Source organism: Methanosphaerula subterraneus (genome assembly GCF_052055875.1).
Lineage (GTDB): Archaea > Halobacteriota > Methanomicrobia > Methanomicrobiales > Methanospirillaceae > Methanosphaerula > Methanosphaerula subterraneus.
In genome coordinates, this window is sequence record NZ_CP170508.1 from 657791 (window position 1) to 678994 (window position 21204).

Genomic DNA, 21204 nt, shown 5'->3' on the forward strand with positions numbered 1-21204 from the left:
CTTCTTCGGAATAATAGATCCCGACCGGGCATTATGCACGGACCTGGAACCTTCATCGAATCAGAACCACAATGAGAGCTACTATCAGAACCCGTACTTCTCTTTGATCTTTCGGATCTGCACCTCAAGGGAGGTATTGCACCCCCCTTTTGATGAGATGGCGAGTGCCTCGTCGACCGCCCTCGACGCCTCCATATGCTGATCCTGCTGTGCGAGGGTGACAGCCTGGTTCACGAGTGAGATCGCCAGCCCCTCAAAGTTTCCGAGTTCGGAGTAAATCCGTTGCTGCTCCTTGAGACAAGACATTGCACCGTCGAGGTCCCCGCGGATCCTGAGGATGTTGGCCTGGTTGTAGAGCGTTAGCTGCAGGCCGTCGGTGTTCCCGAGGTCGCGGCAGATCCGTTCCTGCTCCTTGAGAAGCATCATAGCGCCGTCGAGGTCGCCCCGAGCCTGCAGGATCAGTGCCTGGTTCGCGAGCGACACCTGTAAAGAGTCGTCATCTCCGAGGTCGCGGCAAATCTGCTCCTCTTCCCTGTGGAGCGCCATGGCCCCACCCAGGTCGCCGCGATCTGCAAGGATGTTTGCCTGGATGCCGAGAGAGACGAGCAGTCTCTCATCGTTTCCGAGGTCGCGGCAGATCCGTTCCTGCTCCATCAAAAGTTTCATGGCGCTATCGAGGTTGCCGCGGGCGTAGAGGATGTTTGCCTGGTTCCCAAGCGATGCCTGAAGACCATTGATGTTCCCGAGGTCGCGACAGATCCGTTCCTCTTCCTTGTGAAGCGCCATGGCACCGTCGAGATCCCCGCGGATGTAGAGGATCAACGCCTGATTCCCGAGCGATCGCTGCAGGGAGTCGACGTTTCCGAGCTCCCGGCAGATCCGTTCCTCTTCCTTGTGAAGTTCCATAGCACCATCGAGGTCGCCGCGATCCTGCAGGATCAGCGCCTGGTTCCCAAGCGATAACTGTAGACCGTCGATATTCCCGAGGTCGCGGCAGATCCGCTCCTGTTCCTTGTGGAGAGCCATGGCACCGTCGAGGTCCCCGCGGGCGTAGAGAATAGTCGCCTGATTCCCAAGAGATGACTGAAGATCGTCGATGTTTCCAAGTTCGTGGCAGATCCGTTCCTGCTCCTTGAGAAGCCCCATGGCACCGTCGAGGTCCCCACGGGCTTTGAGGATTAACGCCTGGTTTCCGAGCGATGCCTGGAGACCGTCGATGTTTCCGAGGTCACGGCAGATCCATTCCTCTTCCTTGTGAAGCGCCATGGCGCCGTCAAGGTCACCACGGACTTTGAGGATCAGCGCCTGGTTCCCGAGAGATATCGATAGGTCACCGAGGTTCCCGAGGTTGCGGCAGATCTGTTCCTTTTCCTTGTGGAGCGCCATCGCACCGTCGAGGTCCCCGCGGGTGTAGAGGATGGTCGCCCGATTTCCGAGAGATACCTGCAGGCTGTTGAAGTTCCCGAGGTCGCGGCAGATCCGTTCCTGCTCCATCAGAAGTTTCACAGCGCTGTCAAGGTCGCCGCGGACCTGCAAGATCAGTGCCTGGTTCCCGAGCGATCGTTGCAGACAGTGGACATTCCCGAGGTCGCGGCAGATCCGTTCCTGCTCCTTCAGAAGTTTCATGGCGCTATCGAAGTCGCCGCGTTTGTAGAGGATGGCCGACTGGTTCCCAAGCGATGCCTGCAGGCCGGCGACGTTCCCGAGTCCCCTGCTGATCCGTTCCTGCTCCTTCAGAAGCGCCATGGCGCCGTCCAGGTGACCTGTAACGAGTAAAAGAAACGCAATTTTGTTTAAAAATGAATCTCCATAGAGGGATGGAGTCTCAACGACAGGTGCATATACCGTCTGGATCTGTAACGGCGTCGATCGCTCAACAACAGACCAGATAGCCAGGAATTCCTCCCGGCCTCTATTACAGATTCCCTCAATGTACCTTAGATCCCGGAGGACTTCCTCCAGAACATCGAACAGGCTCGCCTCTACGAGATAGAAGGGCAGGGTGAACAGGGTGTACTCCGACACCGCTCTTTTCCCACCGCGTACCTCCTGCAGGCCTGCCTCCGCAAGCCGACGATTGCCCTCCTCCGGAAACACTGCGAACGGATTCCCTACCGGGTCGTCCATCAACCACTGGATGAGGCTCTGGTGAAAGAGGCGCAGTTTGTCATCGTCCCGGGTCAGGAACTGTGAGAGGGCGCGAAGCCCCCGGGTCGCGGTCCGGGGATCGAGCCCGGAGGCCGCGATCAGGAGGGGCTCCGGCACCGGCATCCGTGTCACCGCAAGACAGGCAACCAGTGGTGCAACCTCCTGTTCATATTTTGTAATATCCGGGAAACGTTTCCGGAACATCCTGTCATACAGCCCCCCAAGGGCCGGCGGGAGCCTGCCCAGCTCGTCGGGTGTCAGACGGTACGTGGGTTCAGGATCAGTCAGGGCATCGATGACGGTCTCTGCATAGAGGAAGTTTCCGGCGGCGAGTTCGTCAATCCGGTTCGCAACTCCGGGGATGACACTCAACCCTTCCGACTCCACCCGAACACGGATATACTCGGCGACATCCTTCCGGTTGTCTCCTGAAGAGGCCTCAAGACTTTTCTGTTGGATACCGTTACCCATAAACCGGGCGAGGAGCTCCCGATCAGGCCGTGCCGTGGCAATAACCTGGAACCATGACGGGAACCGCTCCACCGATTCTATCAGGAAGTCGACCATCGCCGTTCCGGCACCGGCAGTTGCCTCGTCCAGTCCGTCGACGACGAAGATCCACGGGCTCTTGATATTCAGTCGGTGTTCACAGGCCCGGAGCGGATCGGTCACGAGCATCCGGAAGAGTGCCTCTGGAGCCGTTGATGCATCCGGGGGGGTGATCTGGTCCATGATCTCCCGGTACGCAGGGAACTGGTGGGCGAGCTGGAAGATGAGCGCCGAGATCATGGATTCCGGCCGGCAGGAGTCCGGGTTCGATCGGGAGGAGAAGTGAATCCCCATCACATCCATCCGGGTGGTCAACTGAGCTGAGAGCGCGCTCTTTCCAATCCCAGCCTCTCCGGTGAGGAGGAGAAGGTGTGAATCTTTCTTGGCAGCCCAGGAATCAAATTGGTTAAAGAGCCATTCCCTACCGGTGAAGTCGCCTCCGTATCGTTTCAGTTCTTCCTGGAACGTGATGACACGGATCTTCTCCCACCATGTGCCAGCGGCACCCGGGGTCGTCCGCCAGGTGTATGCCTTCTTTGTGATCTGATCGAGGGCGGCGGGGAGAAGGGCGAAGACGGACTCAGGATCGGTACTGGCATCAAGGTAGTTGAGGGAGATGATCTGGATCGGTGGATCGACGTCGGCGATCCTGACCGGGAGAATGTCGATGTTATGAGACAGGGCGTAGAGGAGTTCGTTCCGACAAAACCCTCCCGGCCGGACACTCTCGGGGGAGAGAAGTGCCAGGATAAGATCGCTCTCCTTGATCCCGTCTTCGATCTTAATATCGAATGGAGTGCCTGGAGGGATGCCATTTTCGACATCGAGCCATGGATCGTAGCCCCGATCACGAAGCCAGGAGGAAAGTCTCCGGGCGAATTCGAGGGCATCCTTCCGTCCATAACTGATGAAGATCCGCATACTTGGTTCTCTCAAGGTGTTTTATTCTGGGCGGATAATAAGATGTCTTATTTATCTCCAGTGTTTTTTTCTAAAAATTTTGTTTTCATTGTGAGAACAGTTTTCGTTGAAATGCATCCAATTTCTCTCATGAGGTACAACAGCCGGCACCCTCCGAGTTTCTGTCTTCGACTCTGGCCAGGGAGGATCCTTGTCAAGCCGTGCCCGGTCTGCGGCGGTCGGGTAGTGCACTACACCGAACGGTTTCAAGCCCGGGGTCAGAAGGAGCGGAGCTGGCATATCTGCCGGGGCTGCTATAACCGGACCCGGGAACAGGCCGCCGTCCAGATCCTGCCTGGTGCGATCCCGCTCGACGAGGTCAGGCCGGTCGATGCCGGCCTCTTCGGCCGGTGCTCGGTCTGCGGGCTCCAGTCGGCGGAGTACAGTCATGACGGCAGCGGGACCGCGATCTGTTCGGTCTGTTATGAGAAACTGGTGAGGGAGTAGGTGGAGATTCGGGAGACCACGTCCTAGTAGTTTTTAATGGGGTGGAGCAGCAGAAATGACTTCAGAGAACGGGCCGGAGAGTATAGGTTCTTGACAGAGGGTATTGCAACTCACTATGGTAAAGGAACTGGTTTGCTTATGAGCGATCAGATTTGCTTCCACTGGGGGCAATGAAAGATTTCAGAAAAATATTTGAGGATAGCTTTTAACCCCCACTTTTGGCGATTGTGTATATAAACTCCTATTAAATACGGGACTGTTTCTCGAGGTTAATAGTTAACCTCATTTGTGATTTTCTTATGGATACCTGGCTTTATCCGAAAGTTCCAAGTGGTTTTATCTCAGGGATGTGGGTCTGTGTGAGAATATCTTGGGTATATGGGATGATGTGATTATAATCACCTGTTATGAATATCAAATTCGGTACAGATTGTGCTGCATAGTGGGCATCAATCAAGACCTCAATGTCATCAGAATCTGAGATATAACTCGATAGGGTTTCGTAAATCTCTCTAGAAGGGATTATATATTTATGCCATTGGCACTGTTTTTCCACAATGCTCTTCCTCTGGACGACTTCAGTTTGGAAATTATTCAAACAGATTCGAATGATCCATTCGATTGGTCGCTCAGGACTTATTGTGATTTTAGTGTGTACATCGTTGATTATTTCGCCGATACGTTTGCTTTCAATCTCATTGACAGCCTGGTCGAGAGTCCTGCCATTTTTTATATAATAATTGATTTTTCGAAGGGCAGAAGCAACTTCATTTTTGATTGTCGAAACTTTCCCTGATTCGTATTCACCTTCACCGAAACATTCACGTTTTACAGAGTCACCCGAATGGTTTGGCTCTGGATCGTCGAAGACACAAACGGCGGCCTTTCCCCAGTTATCTGAATTATAAAATATATAACCCACAATTACCATTGAATCAAGGAAATAGGGCAATTACTCTACATCTCCTTAGGAAGAGTTGTAGTAGCATCACGGGCGTAGACCATAAGGCGGCGAACTATTGTATCAATCTCTGGATCGAGGATGGCCGTCTCTCCACGATTATTTTTTTGAAGTGAATCATCTTGGATAGACTCTAATTTATGGTAATAACTTGGCTGTGCTCGAGAGAATTCATGTTCCCATCTATCCACAACTCGGGGGAGAACATTTTCATTCTGTTTGATGCGTAGAAGACTGCAGAAGATCTCCCAATATTGTGTGGAAAGGTCTTTTATATCATTGATTGACTCGTGGTTTTCAATTTTGAGCCGGGTTGTATCGTCCCACATGAGATACACATCGAAGATATCGTTCATGTCACGCTCTGGAAATTGAGTGATCAACGAATCCAGATATCGAAAGAGATTCTGCGAGATCCTCTCATAGGCATAATCATAGAGATTTGAGTCGTTTTCTAGGTCATCAAAGTAAGGAAGAAACTCTCTCTTATAGGTCCTTTGATAGGTAAAAGGCGCCCGTCGGTATGCTTCACCCACGAGTTTATTACCATAATCCTCGTGCCATATTGGACCGGTTTTATATTTCTTTAGAATTTTGCGAATTTCTATTAATATGACCTGTTTCTCTTTCTCAATTATGCCATCATCATAGACATTTGTAATTCGCATCGTTGAATTAGCAGGGGTGATATAATTTTGAAGTTGGGTGCCAGTCTGGTCTTCAAATGTATCCTGCTCAACTAGAGGCCCATGAAGGTACCAGCAATAGGGCAACCTGATATCAATTTGTTTTTCCTTAAGAGCCTGGTGAAGGAGGAAGAGGGTCTTAAAAAAATATGTCTTTCTAAAATATGGCTCTCCATTAGGGTTGGCCTCACGTAAGAGTGCTTCAACAGTATATTTTAGGAGGGGATTTTTCACCATAGTTCTCGGGAGACTGTTTGATACTAAGAAGTTTCAATATATTAGTATTCCGGCTGCTTAAAGGGTATTTCGGTTTGAAGTTCCATGGATTATCTTATTTCTGGCCTGCTCTCTCTGGCCGCACGAGTAGCGCCCCATGCCCATTGTCTTGCTCACTACCATCAAGTCGAGCGCATGTGAAAATGGCAGGCCAGACGTAGAACGGCCCCTCGTACTCCTCCCCATTGACGACGATAACGGCGACGCATCCCTCCGCAATGCAGGTAGTGACCCTGAACATCTGATCTGTCAACCAGCCAGTTGCAACCAGATCAGAGACTCCTCTCCTTCAGACCCTTCAGGATCCCGAGAACCCGCTCCTCGGCCTCACGGATCGCCGGCGCGTCCCGTTCGATCGTGATCTCAAAGATGTCTTCCTCATCAAGGGGGGCACTAGCAGATAGTATTTAAAAATGAAGATGAGAGGATCAGTCACGAATGTAATGTTCGTTGAAATTACATCATTTGTGAAATGCTATCACACCTAACGACACGAATAGGTGATTGGGTTCCTTTTTAGTAAATAGAGAAGTACGGTTAATGGAGGGGTATTGAAATGTCACAGGCAAGGCGGTTTTCTCGGAGAACAAGACCTGAAGACGAATCAGTAAAGGAGGTAGCCGACCTGGCCTTACAGATTGCTTGGAAGAGTTACGATAGTTCCATGGAAGATAAGCGTGCGCTGGACCAGAAAGCCAACATGGTTCTTGTCACGGATGGTGTACTCCTCGGGTTGGTGATCAATTCACTCGGTGTCATGGAACTGCACCTCGCTCTTCTCTCACTTGCATTGATTACGCTATCTGGCATTGCATCCATTCACGCCCTGGGGTTTCGCCAGTTCAAGTACCTGATGGCCGGCGAGACATGGAAGCAGTTTAAACTCAATAACCGATTGAACAATCTTCCCCAGGCGAAGATCGATACCATGGCGACTTTAGATCTTGCTGTCACGAAGAATAAAGATCAATCAGACAATATTGTGCGCAGCACCAAGGTTGCCATCGCATTTTTACTGGCCTCCCTCTTCGTCACCACAGGCGCAATCTTTGCTCATAATGCTCAGGGAATCTTCGGTCTCTAAAAAGGCTATAATACCTTGCCGGCTGTTTTCAGATGATCGCCCCTTCTCGAATTTTCTGGGACAGCCGGCAGGACGACGGACACTTTATGAGGGATCTACGGTGCTCTTTCCCGCCGCCTAATCTCTTCGCTCATCATCTCGCCTTCCGGATAATACCAGCGTCGCGTGGATCCGGCGAGATTTTATCTGCCTTCTCTATGGTACCGAGTGCGGTCGACATCACGACCGGCTCCTCAAGTCCCGGGGGATTTCTCCGTCTCGGGGCCGAGTCCAGATTCTGTGAATTATCATCCATGTAAGATTACATCCTTGAACATGTGTTCAGCGAGTCCTGTTTTGACCCCCATCCCAGGAGAGGGACAGGGTGTCCACGGAGAAAGGAGGCGAAGGTGGAAACCGTGGTATTTGGGTATCAGTCGGTTCAGTCGTTGATACTACGATATCGGAATCCATCGGTCATGATTTCTTTGGTGGTATCTCTTGCTTGTTAGTGAACGACTTGAGAGCCGCTTCCATGACCACTGGCTCCTCCAGCTGATTCGGTGAAGGTACCTGCTTTCTGGTTTCATTATCAGTCATCATTTCCCACAATGCTCCAAGATCTGTAATAGATACAAATTAAAAAATATATCTTAATATATGTTAGTGGACTTTTGAGGTTCGCCTAAAATGAGACCACTAATCGCTCACCCGGGGTATTTTTGAATCTAGATACGCAAGGTAATCAAGGATCATAAAAGCCCTGACTGTATTCTCCATTCGCCCGTACCGTGTGAACTCTCCATGCAGGATCTTATGGCGACTGAAACTCGTCGGTCGATTTAGGGATTGGCCACGAAGTGATTTTTGAAATAATACATCGAGCAATAAAAACGTATCCGCCTCAATGCCATAACCAAGTAATTTAGATATGGCCTGCTCAACATCACCACCCACGTCTTGTATTAAGATCAGGTTCTTCAAGATATTCTCAGGATTTGATCTTTTATTATTTGAATCATAAAATTGACCCTTTACAGGGGATATCCCTCGATCAATAACAAAATCGTATATTATTCCATCGATCTGGGTAATCAGTGTGGGAACGACCACATTCGAAGGGTTATAGGAGCGGGGTGTGGCACGAAGCACGGCAAGGGCTGATTTAATTATTGCCATTCTCGGAGCGAAAAGTGAGTTCTCCTTCCAAGCGGCCATCATGATTTTTAAATTTTGATAGTCGTTTTCAGAGATATACTGAATAAAGAGCTGGTTCATCTTCTTTCGTTGATGAGATCCGCTATAATGGATCTCCTTTACAGTCCGAGCTAACGATAACGATTCTGACATGCTGGGGGCGATGAACCAGTGGTACTTCTTCAAAATATCATTGATCTCTGTCAGCGAGGTGTTGAAGGGGAGTAAGTTTAGATCGAGTTTTAAATAGGATTCATTGAGACGGGAGAAGATCTCGGGCAATGCCGTCATCCATTGGGTAGTGATTCCATCAAATGCCGAAAGTACTTCTTTCTGAATCTCCAGTGAATTACGTTGTGCCTCTTCGATGGCGATTCTGATCGGATCAATATCAATTGCTTGAAGTTGGCTCATCTGGGCAAGTTGGCTCATCTGGGAAAATAGACCAGTATTTCCCTGAATGTTACCGGGACTCAAGGTGTCGAGAGCGGATTGAATAGCGGAGTTCGCTGAGAGCGATAGGAGTGTCGGTTCAAGATGATTCAGGCAATTTTGAAAGGTGGGTGCATCAATGTGGATTTGGCTCCACATCTCATTTACGGTCCGGGAGTGACTATTAATGGCAGCCCTGAACGCAGTAAAGGGGTCGGAAGAAGAGTCAGAAGAGTAGTACTTTGCTATCCCTCGATGATTGATACACAACGTCTTAACGACGTCGACGAGCTCCGCTTCAGATAATCCCCGCCAATTCTCTATAGTGATATCAGGTGTTGTTAACAATTGATAGGTGAATTCGATCGCAAAGTCACGATCGTCCTCGATCGCCAGGAGCTCAGGCAGTTGGAAAAATTTTTTTAGATTAATTGGCCCGAAAGCGACTGGGCCAATAGAGTCGAGTTCGATCAGAACTGGTTTATGAAGCTTGGAAATAAGAGAGGCCATCTGCGGGTGATCTTCACTCACAACTTCATCATCTGTCATGAATCGCGCTCCATCCGATCCCATGCCTCGAGCACGAGCCGGCGGGTTCGGTACTCACCATACTTCTTGATCTCCTTCTCCTTCAGCACCCGGAATGTCTCGCCGGGGAACTCCTCCCCGTACACGTCCGCCGGGTCGAGGATGTATCGCAGCTCGTCGCGGGTGAGTCCGTAGAGCCGGGCGTAGAGAGCGTCAAGCTCCGCCCGTAATACCGCCCGCCGCTCCTCGTCCCAGACGAACGGCGGGAGCGGGCACCCGTCCTCGGCGATCTCAGCCCAGGCCGGCGGCTCGAACGGGTGGCCACCCGTGATGGCCGCGTTCGCCGCCCACTGCTCGCGGAGCCGGCCCCGCATCGCCTCATCCGCGTCCCGCCAGACATCATCGGCGAAGGCCTTAATGTCCCACGCGGAATAGGTCAGTTCGAGGACGCGGGGGACGATGAATGCGAGGTCATCGGGAGTGTAGCAATCTGGTGGGATGACGGGGAGTTGTTTAAGACAATGATAATCTAAATGAGCCGAACCTACTTTTTGCCTAGCACAGAAATCAAATGGTATTGAGTTCAAATTTGCAATGAGCAAAGATAAGAGTTCCTTTCTTGATCCGATTATTAACTGAGGAAGCCCATCATTTGTCGCAACCAACGGGACAATACATGCAATCATTGTCCTTTCAAGGGATTTGCTCGAGACTCTTCTGTAACATAAATGGAATTGCCGATTCCATTTTTTTGATAACCTCGAAAAAACGGCTGACTCTGATACCCAATAGCAGGGTTTTGTCACAAAAGATGGCCTTTCATGCTCCTCCAAAGATACCTGTGGGAGCATATGCGCCCTTTTTCCATCTAATGTATGAAATGAAGCATATCGATGGTCGTACTGGTGAATCATTTTTGATTCGAAAAGTGGAACGTAACCATCTCTTTGAGTATTTACAAACAAATCACTATCATTGGACATATCGAACATTCGAGAAAATGAAATTTCCCAGGGGTTCTTCTCTGATGTTTCATTGATTAAGACAGGTATGCGACGATAGATCTTTTTAGAAATATCAGCGTCCACGTTCGTTCTAAAAACAGGAGCAGTGAGTGTATTTGGATTCAAGCGTTTAAAATCATCCCGTTTAAGAGTAAATTTTCTATCCTGATTACGAATATCCTCAATACACTGGCATTCATACACAAATTCAGGAGCATTGTTCCGGATGTCATTCCCTGTCATTGTGATAATGCAAAAACGAAAATTGTGTAATACCCCTTGAAAAATGAATTTCTCATTTACAAAAGCTATTAAGGATGCGAGCCTCTGATTCTCGATTATATCGGAAAAAAAGATCTTGTTTGTATCATCAGATGCGATGCCAGGTGGACAAATAACCCCAGTCATTCCTCTAGGATTAATTAAACGATGATCGAGTTCGGTGAATACCGCGTACGTGTTGATGTCCCCTCGCCCCGTTAGCGGAAACCGCCCGCCCTGCCGGAGGATGAGGCTCTGCACCTCAGCCCCGTGGAGTTCCGTCAGGTAATCATCCCAGAGCGCGGAGTTCGTAGCCGGCAATGCCGCAATAAATTTGTCCCGCGTCGCCTTGTTCGCCGCACCGGCGATAGCCGGATCCCGCGTCGAGAAGAACTCCTGTTGTTGAAGTTTGATCCTCTCCCACGGCGGATTCCCTAACACACAATCAAATCCACCCTTCGCGAAGACCTCAGGGAACTCGAGCGGCCAGTGGAAGAACCGATACCGCTTCGAGATCCGGCGGGCCTCCCGCGCGGCCTCCCCATGGACTGTTGCCTGGTCATCAGCGAGGTAGGACCGCACGGTCCCGGTCGTCGGGATCATGCCGGCTTCGTCCGTCTCCGGCGTGAGCGGCGCGAAGAACGCTGCCGTCCAGAGATCACATGCCGTCCGGTCCCGGCACCAGGCCGTTCCTTCAGCCTGCGCCGTCCGGTACACGACCTCCTTCTCCCGCACAGCAGCCGGAGTGTCATCCGGAATCGTGGAGAGCCGGCGCCGGGCGTCGTTCAGAGGGCCGAGGTCGGCCAGGTCAACCGCGAAGAGCGTCGTCTGACCGCCCCGTTCGAGCTTGTTCTGCTTCTTGACCGCCGAGGCGACCGCCTTATCGTCCCCGGTCACGGCCGTGTACGCCGCGTCCGGGATCCCCTCCTTCAACACCGCGAGGTCGTAGACCCCGACGAGCGAGTCGCCGCACCGGATGCGATGGTTGAGGAAGGTGAGCGGCCGGCCCATCGAGTGCCCCTCGAGCCAGAGCGCGACCCGGCAGAGGTCGACTGCGAGCGGGTTCTTATCCACCCCATAGATATTGTGCGTGATCACGTCCCGGACCGCGAGACGCTGCTCTTCCGGCGACGGTTCCTCGTCCCCGGTCCGGGAACGGGCCAGTTCCCGCCCGATCCTTCGGGCGGCAGCGAGCAGGAAATGCCCCGACCCGCAGGCCGGGTCGCAGACCGCGAGTGAGAGGAGCGCTTCCTCCTTCTCCTTCGGCGTCTTTGCGGCTGCGAGCCGCTCCTCAATCACGGGAACGAGCGCCGACTGTACCAGTTCGTTCACGAGCTCCGGCGGAGTATAGTACGACCCGGTTGACTTCCGCTCCGTCCCGGCCGAAAGCGTGAACCCCGGCCGGCCCTGCTCGGTCGTGAAGACCGGCGCGAAGTCGAGCAGGGACTCGTACACCGACCCGAGCTCCTCCACGTCCAGCGCTCCGTAGTTGATCCGTCGCCAAGGTGCCTTCTCTTTCTCCCGGTACATCGAGAGGTCCCAGATAGCCGAGAGAAGGATCCGGTTCGAGAGTGCAAACCCATGGATACCCAGCAGCCCCTCGGGGTCAAAGAGGTCCCCACCGAGCGGCGGCACTCCAAGCGCCGCCCCGGCCTGTTCATTGCCGAAGAGCAGGAACGTAACCCCGAGCCCTTCCCAGAGGTCCCGCTGCTCTGTGTATGCAGCCCGGACCTCAGCAAGTTGCCGGAGTCGCGAGATGCTGTAGTACTTCCGGTATTGGGCGTCATCCGAGACCAGACCCCGCTCCTCAGAGACCGAAAGGAAGAGCAGCCGATAGATCAGTTTCAGAAGTTGCTGGTAGTAGTCAAACGGCAATAACTCGCCTGATACCACCCGTGCCCGGAGTGCCTCGTTCGCTCGGTGGGCGAGCAGCCCGTCCCCGATCGTCCGGAGCGCCCGGTCCACTCCTTCGCGGAGATGGTCACGGACCCGTCCGCCCTGTTCCACCGTGGTCCGGTGGTACCGCTCGAGCAGGCAGTCCTTCGTATCCTCCCCGGTTCGTGGCAGCCGGCTCGCATGGAGCAGCCGGACAAAGAGCGCGAAGTCCGCGAACCGCTCCTCATCCATCATCCGGGCGAGATCGAACTCAACGTATGACTGCCGTCGGATCAGGTGTGAGTCGCGGAGAAGCCGGAGCACCCGGCCGTTCGTCGCGATCCCCCAGAGCGCCTCCGTCCGGTTCAGGAACTCCTGCACGAGGGAGTGCGGCCCGAGCCGGGGTCGCCCGGACTCCGGCCTTCGGTCGAGCGACTGCCGGCAGCCGACGATATGGACCGGCGGTCCATTCTCATCCGACCCAGCCCGGTGTGAGAACGCAAACGAGAGCCCATCCGCCTCCGCCGCCCGTGGCAGACGGTAGAGGTCGTACCCGAGCAGCGAGAGAAGGGGGCCGACCCAGCGATCCCGTGTCTCACGCGTCGCAGAATCTTCCGGTTTGAGCCGGTCCACCGCCTGCCGGAAGGTTCGCCACTGCGTGAGCGCCTCGGCCCAGATCGGCGCGACCTCGTCGATGAATGGACGCGAGCCGGTGAAGCCGAAGTCTGCCGGTTTTTGTCCCGGCAGTCCACCCACCACGAGCTCGTCAATAACCTCCCCTGAGAGGAGCCCCCCCTCCAGCCGGAGAGAGGGATACCTGGTGCTCATCGCCGCACCCCAGGAACAGGGATGAGGACGAGCAGACCAAGGAGATCGGGAGGGAGGTGCGGGGTCACAACCACCCGCTTGCTTATCCCGATCGAGCCCCGTATCCGCCGGTGGGCGCCCTGAAGCCTGGCCGCATGCTCCTGTGCTGCCTCTGCATGGGCATCAGCCAGGGCTGCTATCTCCTGGAGGGCGTTCCCGATCCGGTCACGCCGCTCCTCCGGGGTCACATTGTCGTTCGGTGCAACCCCCAGGAGGGCGAGCGCCTCGTCCTCAGACAACCAGTCGATCTCAGGCGGGTGGCCCTGGTACGCCCGGACCAGCACCTCCTCCGAGAGCAGGGGCGAGGCCCCCGCCACCTCGACGGTGCACCGGACCCGGAGCAGGTGGAGTACCGTCAGGCGGGAGACCGCTGCGGTCCGAATCACACCACACCGGGCCGCCGGCGACCCGATCGCCCCCACCATCGCCGATTCGAAGAGCGCTGTTGCGAGGGCTGTCACGACCGGATGGTTCCGGCCAAGCACGGATGCGCCTGACCGGGCAGGTACGGAGAACGCCACCCGGGTACTCTTTTCCTCGCCCAGGGCCGCCAGCACCGGCTCAGGGAGCTGGTCAAGGGAGGAGAGGAGGACCGTCCCGTCGACCTGAACCTCCACCCGCCCCCCAAACCGCTGGACCGCATCGAGCACGAACGCACGGACAGCCCCCGTGTCGCCAAGGACCTGGTCCGTCGCCGCCAGCTCGACCTCGACCTCCTCGGGCTTGATCCCCTTCTGGGCAAAGCGGGTCCGGCTCACCTTCTCCCGGGCCGCCGCCGCGTCCCACTGCCGGTGGACCTCCATCACGGCAGCCCCGTCCTCGTTCGTCGGGTCTTCGACGAACGACGCAAGAGTCGTCTGTCGGGCTTTCGGCGGCTTGAAAAAGAGCGACCTGAGCACCGAATTCATCACCGTCTCCGACTCGACCGGCACCGGTACCGTCACCCCAAGCGTCCGCCGGATCTCTCCGGCCTTCCGGATCAGGACATCGAGGACGGCGATGTCGACCGGGTTGTCGCTTCCGTAGAGCTGGACCGCCTTCACCTCGCGGGCCACCTGGCCGAACCGGTCGACCCGTCCTTCCCGCTGTTCAAGCCGGTTCGGGTTCCACGGGAGGTCATAGTGGACGACCGCATCGAACCAACCCTGGAGGTTGATCCCCTCCGAGAGGCAGTCGCTCGCCACCAGGATTCGCCGTTCAGTCTGCCCGAGGCCGGCGACGATCTCCCGACGTTCCTCCTCGGGCTGCTCGCCCGTCACCGCGACCACCCGGAGCCCTCGGTACTGCCGGGAGAGGGCTGTCTCCAGCCCGGCCGCCAGGTACTTTGCCGTTGCGATGTACCGGCACCAGAGGATCGGTGACCGCCCCTCGTCAAGGAGCTGCCGGACGATCCCGATCGCGGCCGCGAGCTTCGCGTCCTGCTTCGGGCCGGCCAGCCCCTCCGCGACCTTGACGAACCGGGCGAGCGACCGCCGGCCGGAATCGCCGAGTTCCGCCCCGCCCTGCTCCATGATCGGACTCGGTGCCGCGTCCACGACCTCCTCATCCGTCGGCTCGTAGATGAAGGGGGCGAACTCATTCTTCTCATCCTCAACCATCTCCGCCCGTTTCAGGCCTGCCGCCGTCGCGAGGGCCGATGAGGCCGCCGCCGGGCTCGACATCACGCACCGGAGAAGGGCGAGCGCTGTCCAGTATCGGATCCGCCGGCTCCATCCGGTCATTGATTCCCCGGCCTTGACCAGTTCCTGCGAAAAGGCATACACCTCATCGAAGAGCGCCTGATACGCCGGCGTCAGTTTGTACGTCGTCTCCAGCGTAACCCGCTCAGGGAACGGCGTATCCTCTCCGAGCCAGTGGACGATATCCGCCCGTCGCCGCTGGACAAAGTGCCGGGCGAGCGATACCCGTTCCTCTTCCGTGGCCGTCGCGAGGTCGATGTTGGCAAAATCAGGCTTCAGGAGGCCAAGAAGGGACGAGAACGAGGTCCCGACCCCGCTGTGCGGTGTTGCGGTCAGGAGCACCAGGTGCCGATGGGGGTCGGCAGCGAGGGCCTTCAGGAGTGCATGTCGTTGCTGTTGCCCCTTCGACGACCCGGCCGGCTGTGCTGCACCATGTGCCTCGTCTACGATCACGAACGACGGGCAGTGGAGCAGGAACGCCGCCCGGTTCCGGTCCGACTTCACGTAGTCGATCGAAACCACAATGAAAGGGTAGTATTGGTAGATCGACAGGTCACCCGAGAGAGGCAGCTCCCGTTCGAGGGCGCCGACCGTCCCGGACCGGATCACGACCGCCGGCAGGTGGAACTTCTCTTCGAGTTCCTGTCGCCACTGATCGCAGAGGTAGGGTGGACAGAGCACGCAGACCCGCCGGACCTCCCCACGGTCGACCATCTCACGGGCGATCAGGAGCGACTCGACGGTCTTTCCCACACCCACATCGTCTGCGATCAGGAGGCGAACCGGGTCGAGCCTGAGCCCCATCAGGAGCGGCACGAACTGGTACGGCCGCGGCCGTACCGATATCCGGCCAAGTGACCGGAACGGAGCCGCCCCATCACGGAGTGAGAGTCGGGCTGCATCGAAGAGCAGCCGGACAGCGCCGGCATCTCCAGCCCCATCGACCGATGGAAGCGGGAACTGGGAAGGTACGACCTCCTCCAGCCCCAGGTCGACGAGCGACCTCGCTATCCCGGCGATCTCTGCCTCCGATCCCGCGAGCGGCCGAAGACGGATCAAACCGACGTCATCCGATGGCAGCACCACCCATTCACGGGAGCGGGCACGGACGATCGTTCCGATCCCGGCTTCGATATCAGTCATAAAGTTCCCTGTCCGAAGATGTCGGAATGTCGCTTCACCTGTTCTTCAAGGTCCTCATCGTACCGGATCACAATCACCCGGTACCCGAGGTCGGAGAGATTCCGTCGCCGTTCCTGATCCTTCTCCCGGACACTGGCCGGGTCGTGCACCGACCCGTCGCAGAAGATGCAGACGTTCGGGGCATACTGGAAGTCCGCCTCGATGAAAGCTTCGGGTGGGTGCCAGCCGGCCTCATCGGGGAGGCGGCGGTGGGTACTGTAGAGTTGTGCGAGGAACCGGCGTTCGAGCTCCGAGTCCTGGTCCGATCGGTCGACCAGCCATTCGTACTGCTCGTGGTAGTTTCTCGTCCCGGCCGATGAGAGCGTCGTCGAGCGGGCGAGCTGCTGGAGCAGCGGGCGAATCGCGTGCCGGTTCAGGCGGCGATAGTCCCGCTGATTGACGTAGGAGAGGAGGCACTCGTAACAGGCCTGGGCGCAGGTCTCCGCATGAGTGTCGGTCCCGTCCGCGTCAAAGTGGCACCGTTCGAGTGCTGCCGTAGCGACATCGACCAGGGCCTTCGCGTCGAGGACCAGCCGTTTCAGTACGCCGGCACCGCCCTCCGAGGCCTCCCAGAAGAGGAGGGCTGCGTCCTTGTCAATCCCAATCCGGGTCGAGTCCACTTCCCGCTCGTCGAGCTGGAAGACCTGCTCGATCCCCCGCTGAAGGGCGTACTGGAGCGAGGCCTGGACCTCTTCCGTCCAGTCCGCAGGATCGCCGAGATAGGAGACACGGAGCAGATTCTCCGTCTCTGATACGAAGAGCTTTACCGCCTCAACGGTCTTCGCGTTCACCGGGGCCTGGTCCTGGTCTTCGGTCGGATCACTGACGAAATCTCCGCTGCCCATATCGACATAGAAGGTCTTTTCACGCTGGTTCCGCCAGCCGTGGTTGATCCGGTAGAGCTGTGCCGACTGCCCGTATTCGAGCCGGAGTAAGGGAGCCCCGCCCTCGGCCGACGTGGTTGCGGCGAGCACCCGACGCTCTCCCGTCCCCTCGGTATGGAAAGCGAAGTGGGTCGTGATCTCGAACCCCCGCCGGTCCCGCTCCTCCTCATCTGAGGTGATCCGTTTCTTCTGGCGGGCCGAAACGTTCGTCATCTCCATAAGTGAGAGCAGTTCACTGTTCCCGCCATCGAAGGTCGTACCGCACTGGGCGCAGAGGTCGACGGTTTCGTTGTTGATGTAACCGCAGCTCTTGCAGACCTTTGCCCGTTTCTGGAGCGACGGGAAGCCCCCGGCCGGGGGCGTCAGCCGGGTGACCTTGAACTTCTGTCCCTCGTGATAGATGATCGAGCCCGGACCAAACTCTGTCAAGGCGAGCATTCGGGGTCGGGAGATGAACTCACCCTCGTTTCCTGCCTGGAGGAACGCCCGCAGAGGGATCCGGGGGAAGTTGTACCCTGGCAGAAACCCTTCTGAGGCCAGGTACCGGTAGGGGTAGAAATCCGTCTCGCTCCGTACCCCGCTCGCGTTGCAGAGCAGATCCTTCTGACGGCTCGCCTCATCGCGGAGTCGCATATGCTGCTTTTTGATGAACTTATCATGACAGGGCCGTCCGAGGAAGTCGGTCGCCTCGCGGTATTGCCTGTCCGCGGCCCGGTAGAGCTCGCGCCACCGGTTGAAGGCCCGATCGAACGCCCCGGGTGCCTCAGTCACCTCGCGGTGGAGCCAGCTCTCCGTATACCAGCCGTTCTCGATCAGCTCGCTGCCGGCTGATGCCAGGACCTCACGGATCGCCTCGATGCATTTCTCCATCTTTGACGGATTCAGGTGAACCTGGGTCTGCTTGCTCTCGGTGAGCGGAAAGGAAGGATCTGTGAAGTCCAACAGTTCGTCGACCGAAGATCCGAGCCCGAGCCCGGTGAATGAAAGCCAGATCGCGTGAACATGGGCCCGGATCAGATCCTCGTTCCCGAGGTCGACACGGGGTGGGGCGACCGAGCCGGCCACGAGGTCCTTCCGGTGCAGGAAGAAGTACTGGTCATGCCCCGACATCGCCGAGCAATAGGTCATCACCAGCGCCGGATCACCATGCCGGCCTGCCCGTCCGGACCGCTGGGCATAGTTCGCCGGGGTCGGTGGGACGTTACGCATGTGGACGAGCCGGAGATCAGCGATATCAATTCCAAGCTCCATCGTCGGCGAGCAGAAGAGACAGGCCAGGGAACCTTCGCGGAACCGCCGCTCACGGTCCTGCCGGTTCTCATTCTTCACCTGAGCGGTATGCTCACGCCCCTCCACCCGCTTAAGTGTCGATGCGACCGATTGATAGAACTCCGTGAAGTAGGGGTTCTGCCGCCAGGTCTCCCGGTTGTCGAAACGCCCGCCCTGGACCCGCCGCGAGTAGAGGGGGTCCCGTTCAGGCTCCCCCTTCCCGGGCCGCCAGACCATCGCGGTTGACTCAAGGCGGACGGTCTCCGTCCCCTCGACACGTGTACGGTTAAGGATCCCCTCAGAGACGAGTTTGTCAATGATCTGGTTAACGAGGGGTGCGTACTCTTCGTTGCGAAGTCCCTCGATCTGCCTGCTCAGGTACTGCCCGATCAGGGACCGCTTCTCCATACTCTTGAACTCCCGTATCCGAGGCTGGCCGGGCAGGACGGCATAGTTCGTCTTCGTGAGGTACTGCGCATCATGGACGTCTGGAATCCAGCGTGGGGCGAGTTGTTCGCTCCACTGCCGAAGTGCCTTCTGCTGGAACGCCTCATCGAAACTCTGGGTCCGGATGATCAGATTCCTGCGGAAGAAGTCGAGCAGGGTGGAGAGGATCCGCTCCCGCTTATCAGAAAAGTTGCTGGAGAAATGCGGTACGTCACGCCATTTGTCCTCGTCTCTACAGAGGTCTGCGAGGCCGGGGTAATCGAAGGTGAGTAGACCGCACTGCTCCAGGTTCGGCTGGACCACGCGCCACCCACGCTGAAGGTCCTCGTAGATCCGGTATTCGATCAGGGACTGGAACGCCTGCCATACGTCAGCTGCCCGTTTGCTCTCTGGCGAGAGCAACTGATTCTCGGCGATATCCGACAGCGTGAGGTCCATCGCGTCGAGCACCGAATGGGCGATGTTGTCGTATCTCAACACCTCCGGTGCGGCGAGGAGCGCTTTGTAGATGGCGCCGCGGAGGAATGAGACCTGGGTAAAGTCGTTGAAGTGACCGGCCTGCAGCGAGGCGTCCTGCCGGTTATCGGTGAATGAGAGGACCTTACGCGCCCCCTCCTCGATCGCGGCCTTGGGGGCCTGTTTGTACGCTGCGAGCGTGAGCACGGTCGTGGACGTTGACCGCCCCTCGGTCGCCAGCCCCGAGAGCTTCCGGAAGTCACTCCTTCCACTGTTCTTCATGTAGAACTCGCCACAGGTCTGGCAGAGGAGGAACGGTTTCGGCTGGTACCAGACCCTCACCCCGTCAGGAGAAGGGAGGCATTGGGCGCCGTCGGCGAAGGAACCGTCTGGCATCACCCAGAGTGGTTGGGGACGATTTTGCTGCCGTTCGCGCTTAATTTTGCCGTTCCGGTCGAACCACTCAGCCGGCAAGGCGTCATTGGACCAGACATCGCCGTCGGATTCAAGGGCGAGCATCACGTAGCCACGCTCTCCGAGTTCATCGATTTCGTCGAAGTCGTCGGCGGGATAGAGGCGATGTTTTGTTTCGTCACGGATGACCGAGTAATACTCCTGTCCACAGACCCGGCAGAACTTCAGGGGGAAGAGGACCGTCCCCTCGGTACTGCCCGGGCGGTAATACTGCCCCTCCAGCGTGAGATAGCGCCGGTCCGCGTTTTCCATTGTCGCAAAGAGCGTCCGCCCCTGCGAAAAGAACTGGTGAAGTTTAAACCCGAAGAGCGGCGTGCCCCGTTCAGTGAGGAGTTCGCTCCCGGCCAGGAAGACCTCGTGCAGCCGGCTCCGGCACCGTTCGGGATCTTCCCCCGTAAGGGCAGCGAGCTGCTCGCTCCCCTCGGTCAGGCTGATCGGGACGTTTCGGCGGTAGATGCCGGCGGTGTCGCGTGAGATCCCGAAGGTGGACTCCATCCATGCCGTCAGCGGGTCACCGATCAGGTCCTCGTTCGTCGTCGGTGTCGACCGGTTGAGCGCCTCTATGAGTACCTCTGCTGTGGGCTCTCCGGGATAGGTCGCCGTCCGGAGCAGCGTCTCCTCAATCACCTGGTTGGGGCCGATCTCGACGCCGAAGAGAGTTGTGGCAAAGGAGCCGACGGTCGCACGCCGCTCTTCGGCCGTCATCTCCTTTCCTGCAACCATGGTCGCACTTGTACCAATGCAGAGTAGGTTTTTGTTCCCGCAGCGGTTCTGCAACCGCCGGATCAGCAGGGCCACGTCCGCCCCCTGTCGGCCCCGATAGGTGTGCAGTTCGTCGAGGACGAGGAACTCAATCCCAGCTGTTGCACTGTCCACGAACCGGTGCTCTTCAGGCCGGACGAGCATCAGTTCGAGCATCATGTAGTTCGTGAGCAGGATGTGTGGTGGGTTCTGCTGGATCGCCTGCTTGGCCTCGTCGTCCTCCTGACCTGTGTATTTCTTGAATGTCACCGGGCAGGGTTGGTGGAATCGATGCTCATACTGCTCGGCGAACCGGGTCAGCGCCTCATACTGTGAGTTGACGAGCGCGTTCATGGGATAGATGATGATCGCGCGGACACGTGGTTCCGCCGTCTTGCCTTTCAGGACCGCGTTGAAGATGGGGATGAGATAGGTCAGGCTCTTCCCTGACCCGGTCCCGCTGGTCACGACGAACGGCCGGCCAGCGACTGCCTGCTCGATCGCTGCGACCTGGTGACGGTACAGGCGGAGCGATCGCCCCTCCCCGTCGCGGAAGATCTCTGCAATTCCCGGGTGAAGGAGGCCCGTTTTGACCAGTCCCTCGATCGTGTCGACAGATTCGTACGATGGGTTGACCTGGATCAGGGCATCAGGCCAGAGCGAGTTGTGTTGTATCAGTTCCTCATCGACAAAGGAACGGATGCGGGGTTCCTCGAAGGTAAAGAAGCTCTGAACGTAATTCCGGTAATCCTGAATAATGCCATCATGCAGATCGAAGATACTCATCCTTCACCAATGATCGACAATTTGCGATGAGA

At 56.8% G+C, this 21204-nt stretch carries 9 protein-coding genes; 2 read left to right on the forward strand and 7 right to left on the reverse strand.

Going from position 1 to position 21204, the window contains the following annotated elements; translation table 11 throughout:
* Nucleotides 1-84 precede the first annotated feature (84 nt).
* Nucleotides 85-3633: a TIR domain-containing protein gene (locus tag ACFKSJ_RS02990; RefSeq protein WP_440950791.1), complete on the reverse strand. Its 3549-nt coding sequence runs from the start codon at nucleotides 3631-3633 to the stop codon at nucleotides 85-87.
* Between the two features lie 114 nt (nucleotides 3634-3747).
* On the opposite strand from ACFKSJ_RS02990, the gene ACFKSJ_RS02995 reads away from it, so the two are divergent.
* Entirely contained in the window at nucleotides 3748-4104 is a 357-nt protein-coding gene (locus ACFKSJ_RS02995) for a hypothetical protein (protein ID WP_440950792.1), read from the forward strand.
* 313 nt (nucleotides 4105-4417) lie between these two features.
* Here the strand turns inward: ACFKSJ_RS02995 and ACFKSJ_RS03000 are convergent, their stop codons facing one another.
* Together ACFKSJ_RS03000 and ACFKSJ_RS03005 are read right to left on the reverse strand one after the other, a co-directional pair.
* Nucleotides 4418-5056 carry a hypothetical protein gene (locus tag ACFKSJ_RS03000; protein ID WP_440950793.1) on the reverse strand — a complete coding sequence of 213 codons (639 nt, stop codon included), beginning with the start codon at nucleotides 5054-5056 and terminating at the stop codon, nucleotides 4418-4420.
* 5 nt (nucleotides 5057-5061) lie between these two features.
* Nucleotides 5062-5988 (reverse strand): hypothetical protein, encoded by a 927-nt coding sequence (locus ACFKSJ_RS03005; protein ID WP_440950794.1) that lies wholly within the window; start codon nucleotides 5986-5988, stop codon nucleotides 5062-5064.
* Between the two features lie 703 nt (nucleotides 5989-6691).
* Here ACFKSJ_RS03005 and ACFKSJ_RS03010 point away from each other — a divergent pair.
* Nucleotides 6692-7111, forward strand: a complete 420-nt coding sequence (locus tag ACFKSJ_RS03010) for a hypothetical protein (protein ID WP_440950795.1) — start codon at nucleotides 6692-6694, stop codon at nucleotides 7109-7111.
* 678 nt (nucleotides 7112-7789) lie between these two features.
* Here ACFKSJ_RS03010 and ACFKSJ_RS03015 read toward each other — a convergent pair.
* The 4 genes from ACFKSJ_RS03015 to ACFKSJ_RS03030 are packed head-to-tail and all read right to left on the reverse strand — an operon-like array spanning nucleotide 7790 to nucleotide 21172.
* Nucleotides 7790-9268 carry a hypothetical protein gene (locus ACFKSJ_RS03015; RefSeq protein ID WP_440950796.1) on the reverse strand — a complete coding sequence of 493 codons (1479 nt, stop codon included), beginning with the start codon at nucleotides 9266-9268 and terminating at the stop codon, nucleotides 7790-7792.
* Nucleotides 9265-13215: an Eco57I restriction-modification methylase domain-containing protein gene (locus tag ACFKSJ_RS03020; RefSeq protein ID WP_440950797.1), complete on the reverse strand. Its 3951-nt coding sequence runs from the start codon at nucleotides 13213-13215 to the stop codon at nucleotides 9265-9267. The genes ACFKSJ_RS03015 and ACFKSJ_RS03020 overlap by 4 nt, the downstream gene beginning before the upstream one ends.
* Entirely contained in the window at nucleotides 13212-16076 is a 2865-nt protein-coding gene (locus tag ACFKSJ_RS03025; RefSeq protein ID WP_440950798.1) for a helicase-related protein, read from the reverse strand. The genes ACFKSJ_RS03020 and ACFKSJ_RS03025 overlap by 4 nt, the downstream gene beginning before the upstream one ends.
* The gene (locus tag ACFKSJ_RS03030; protein ID WP_440950799.1) at nucleotides 16073-21172 is read right to left on the reverse strand and encodes a DEAD/DEAH box helicase; all 5100 of its coding nucleotides are present in this window, start codon (nucleotides 21170-21172) and stop codon (nucleotides 16073-16075) included. Before ACFKSJ_RS03030 ends, ACFKSJ_RS03025 begins: the two co-directional genes overlap by 4 nt.
* Nucleotides 21173-21204: the final 32 nt, after the last annotated feature.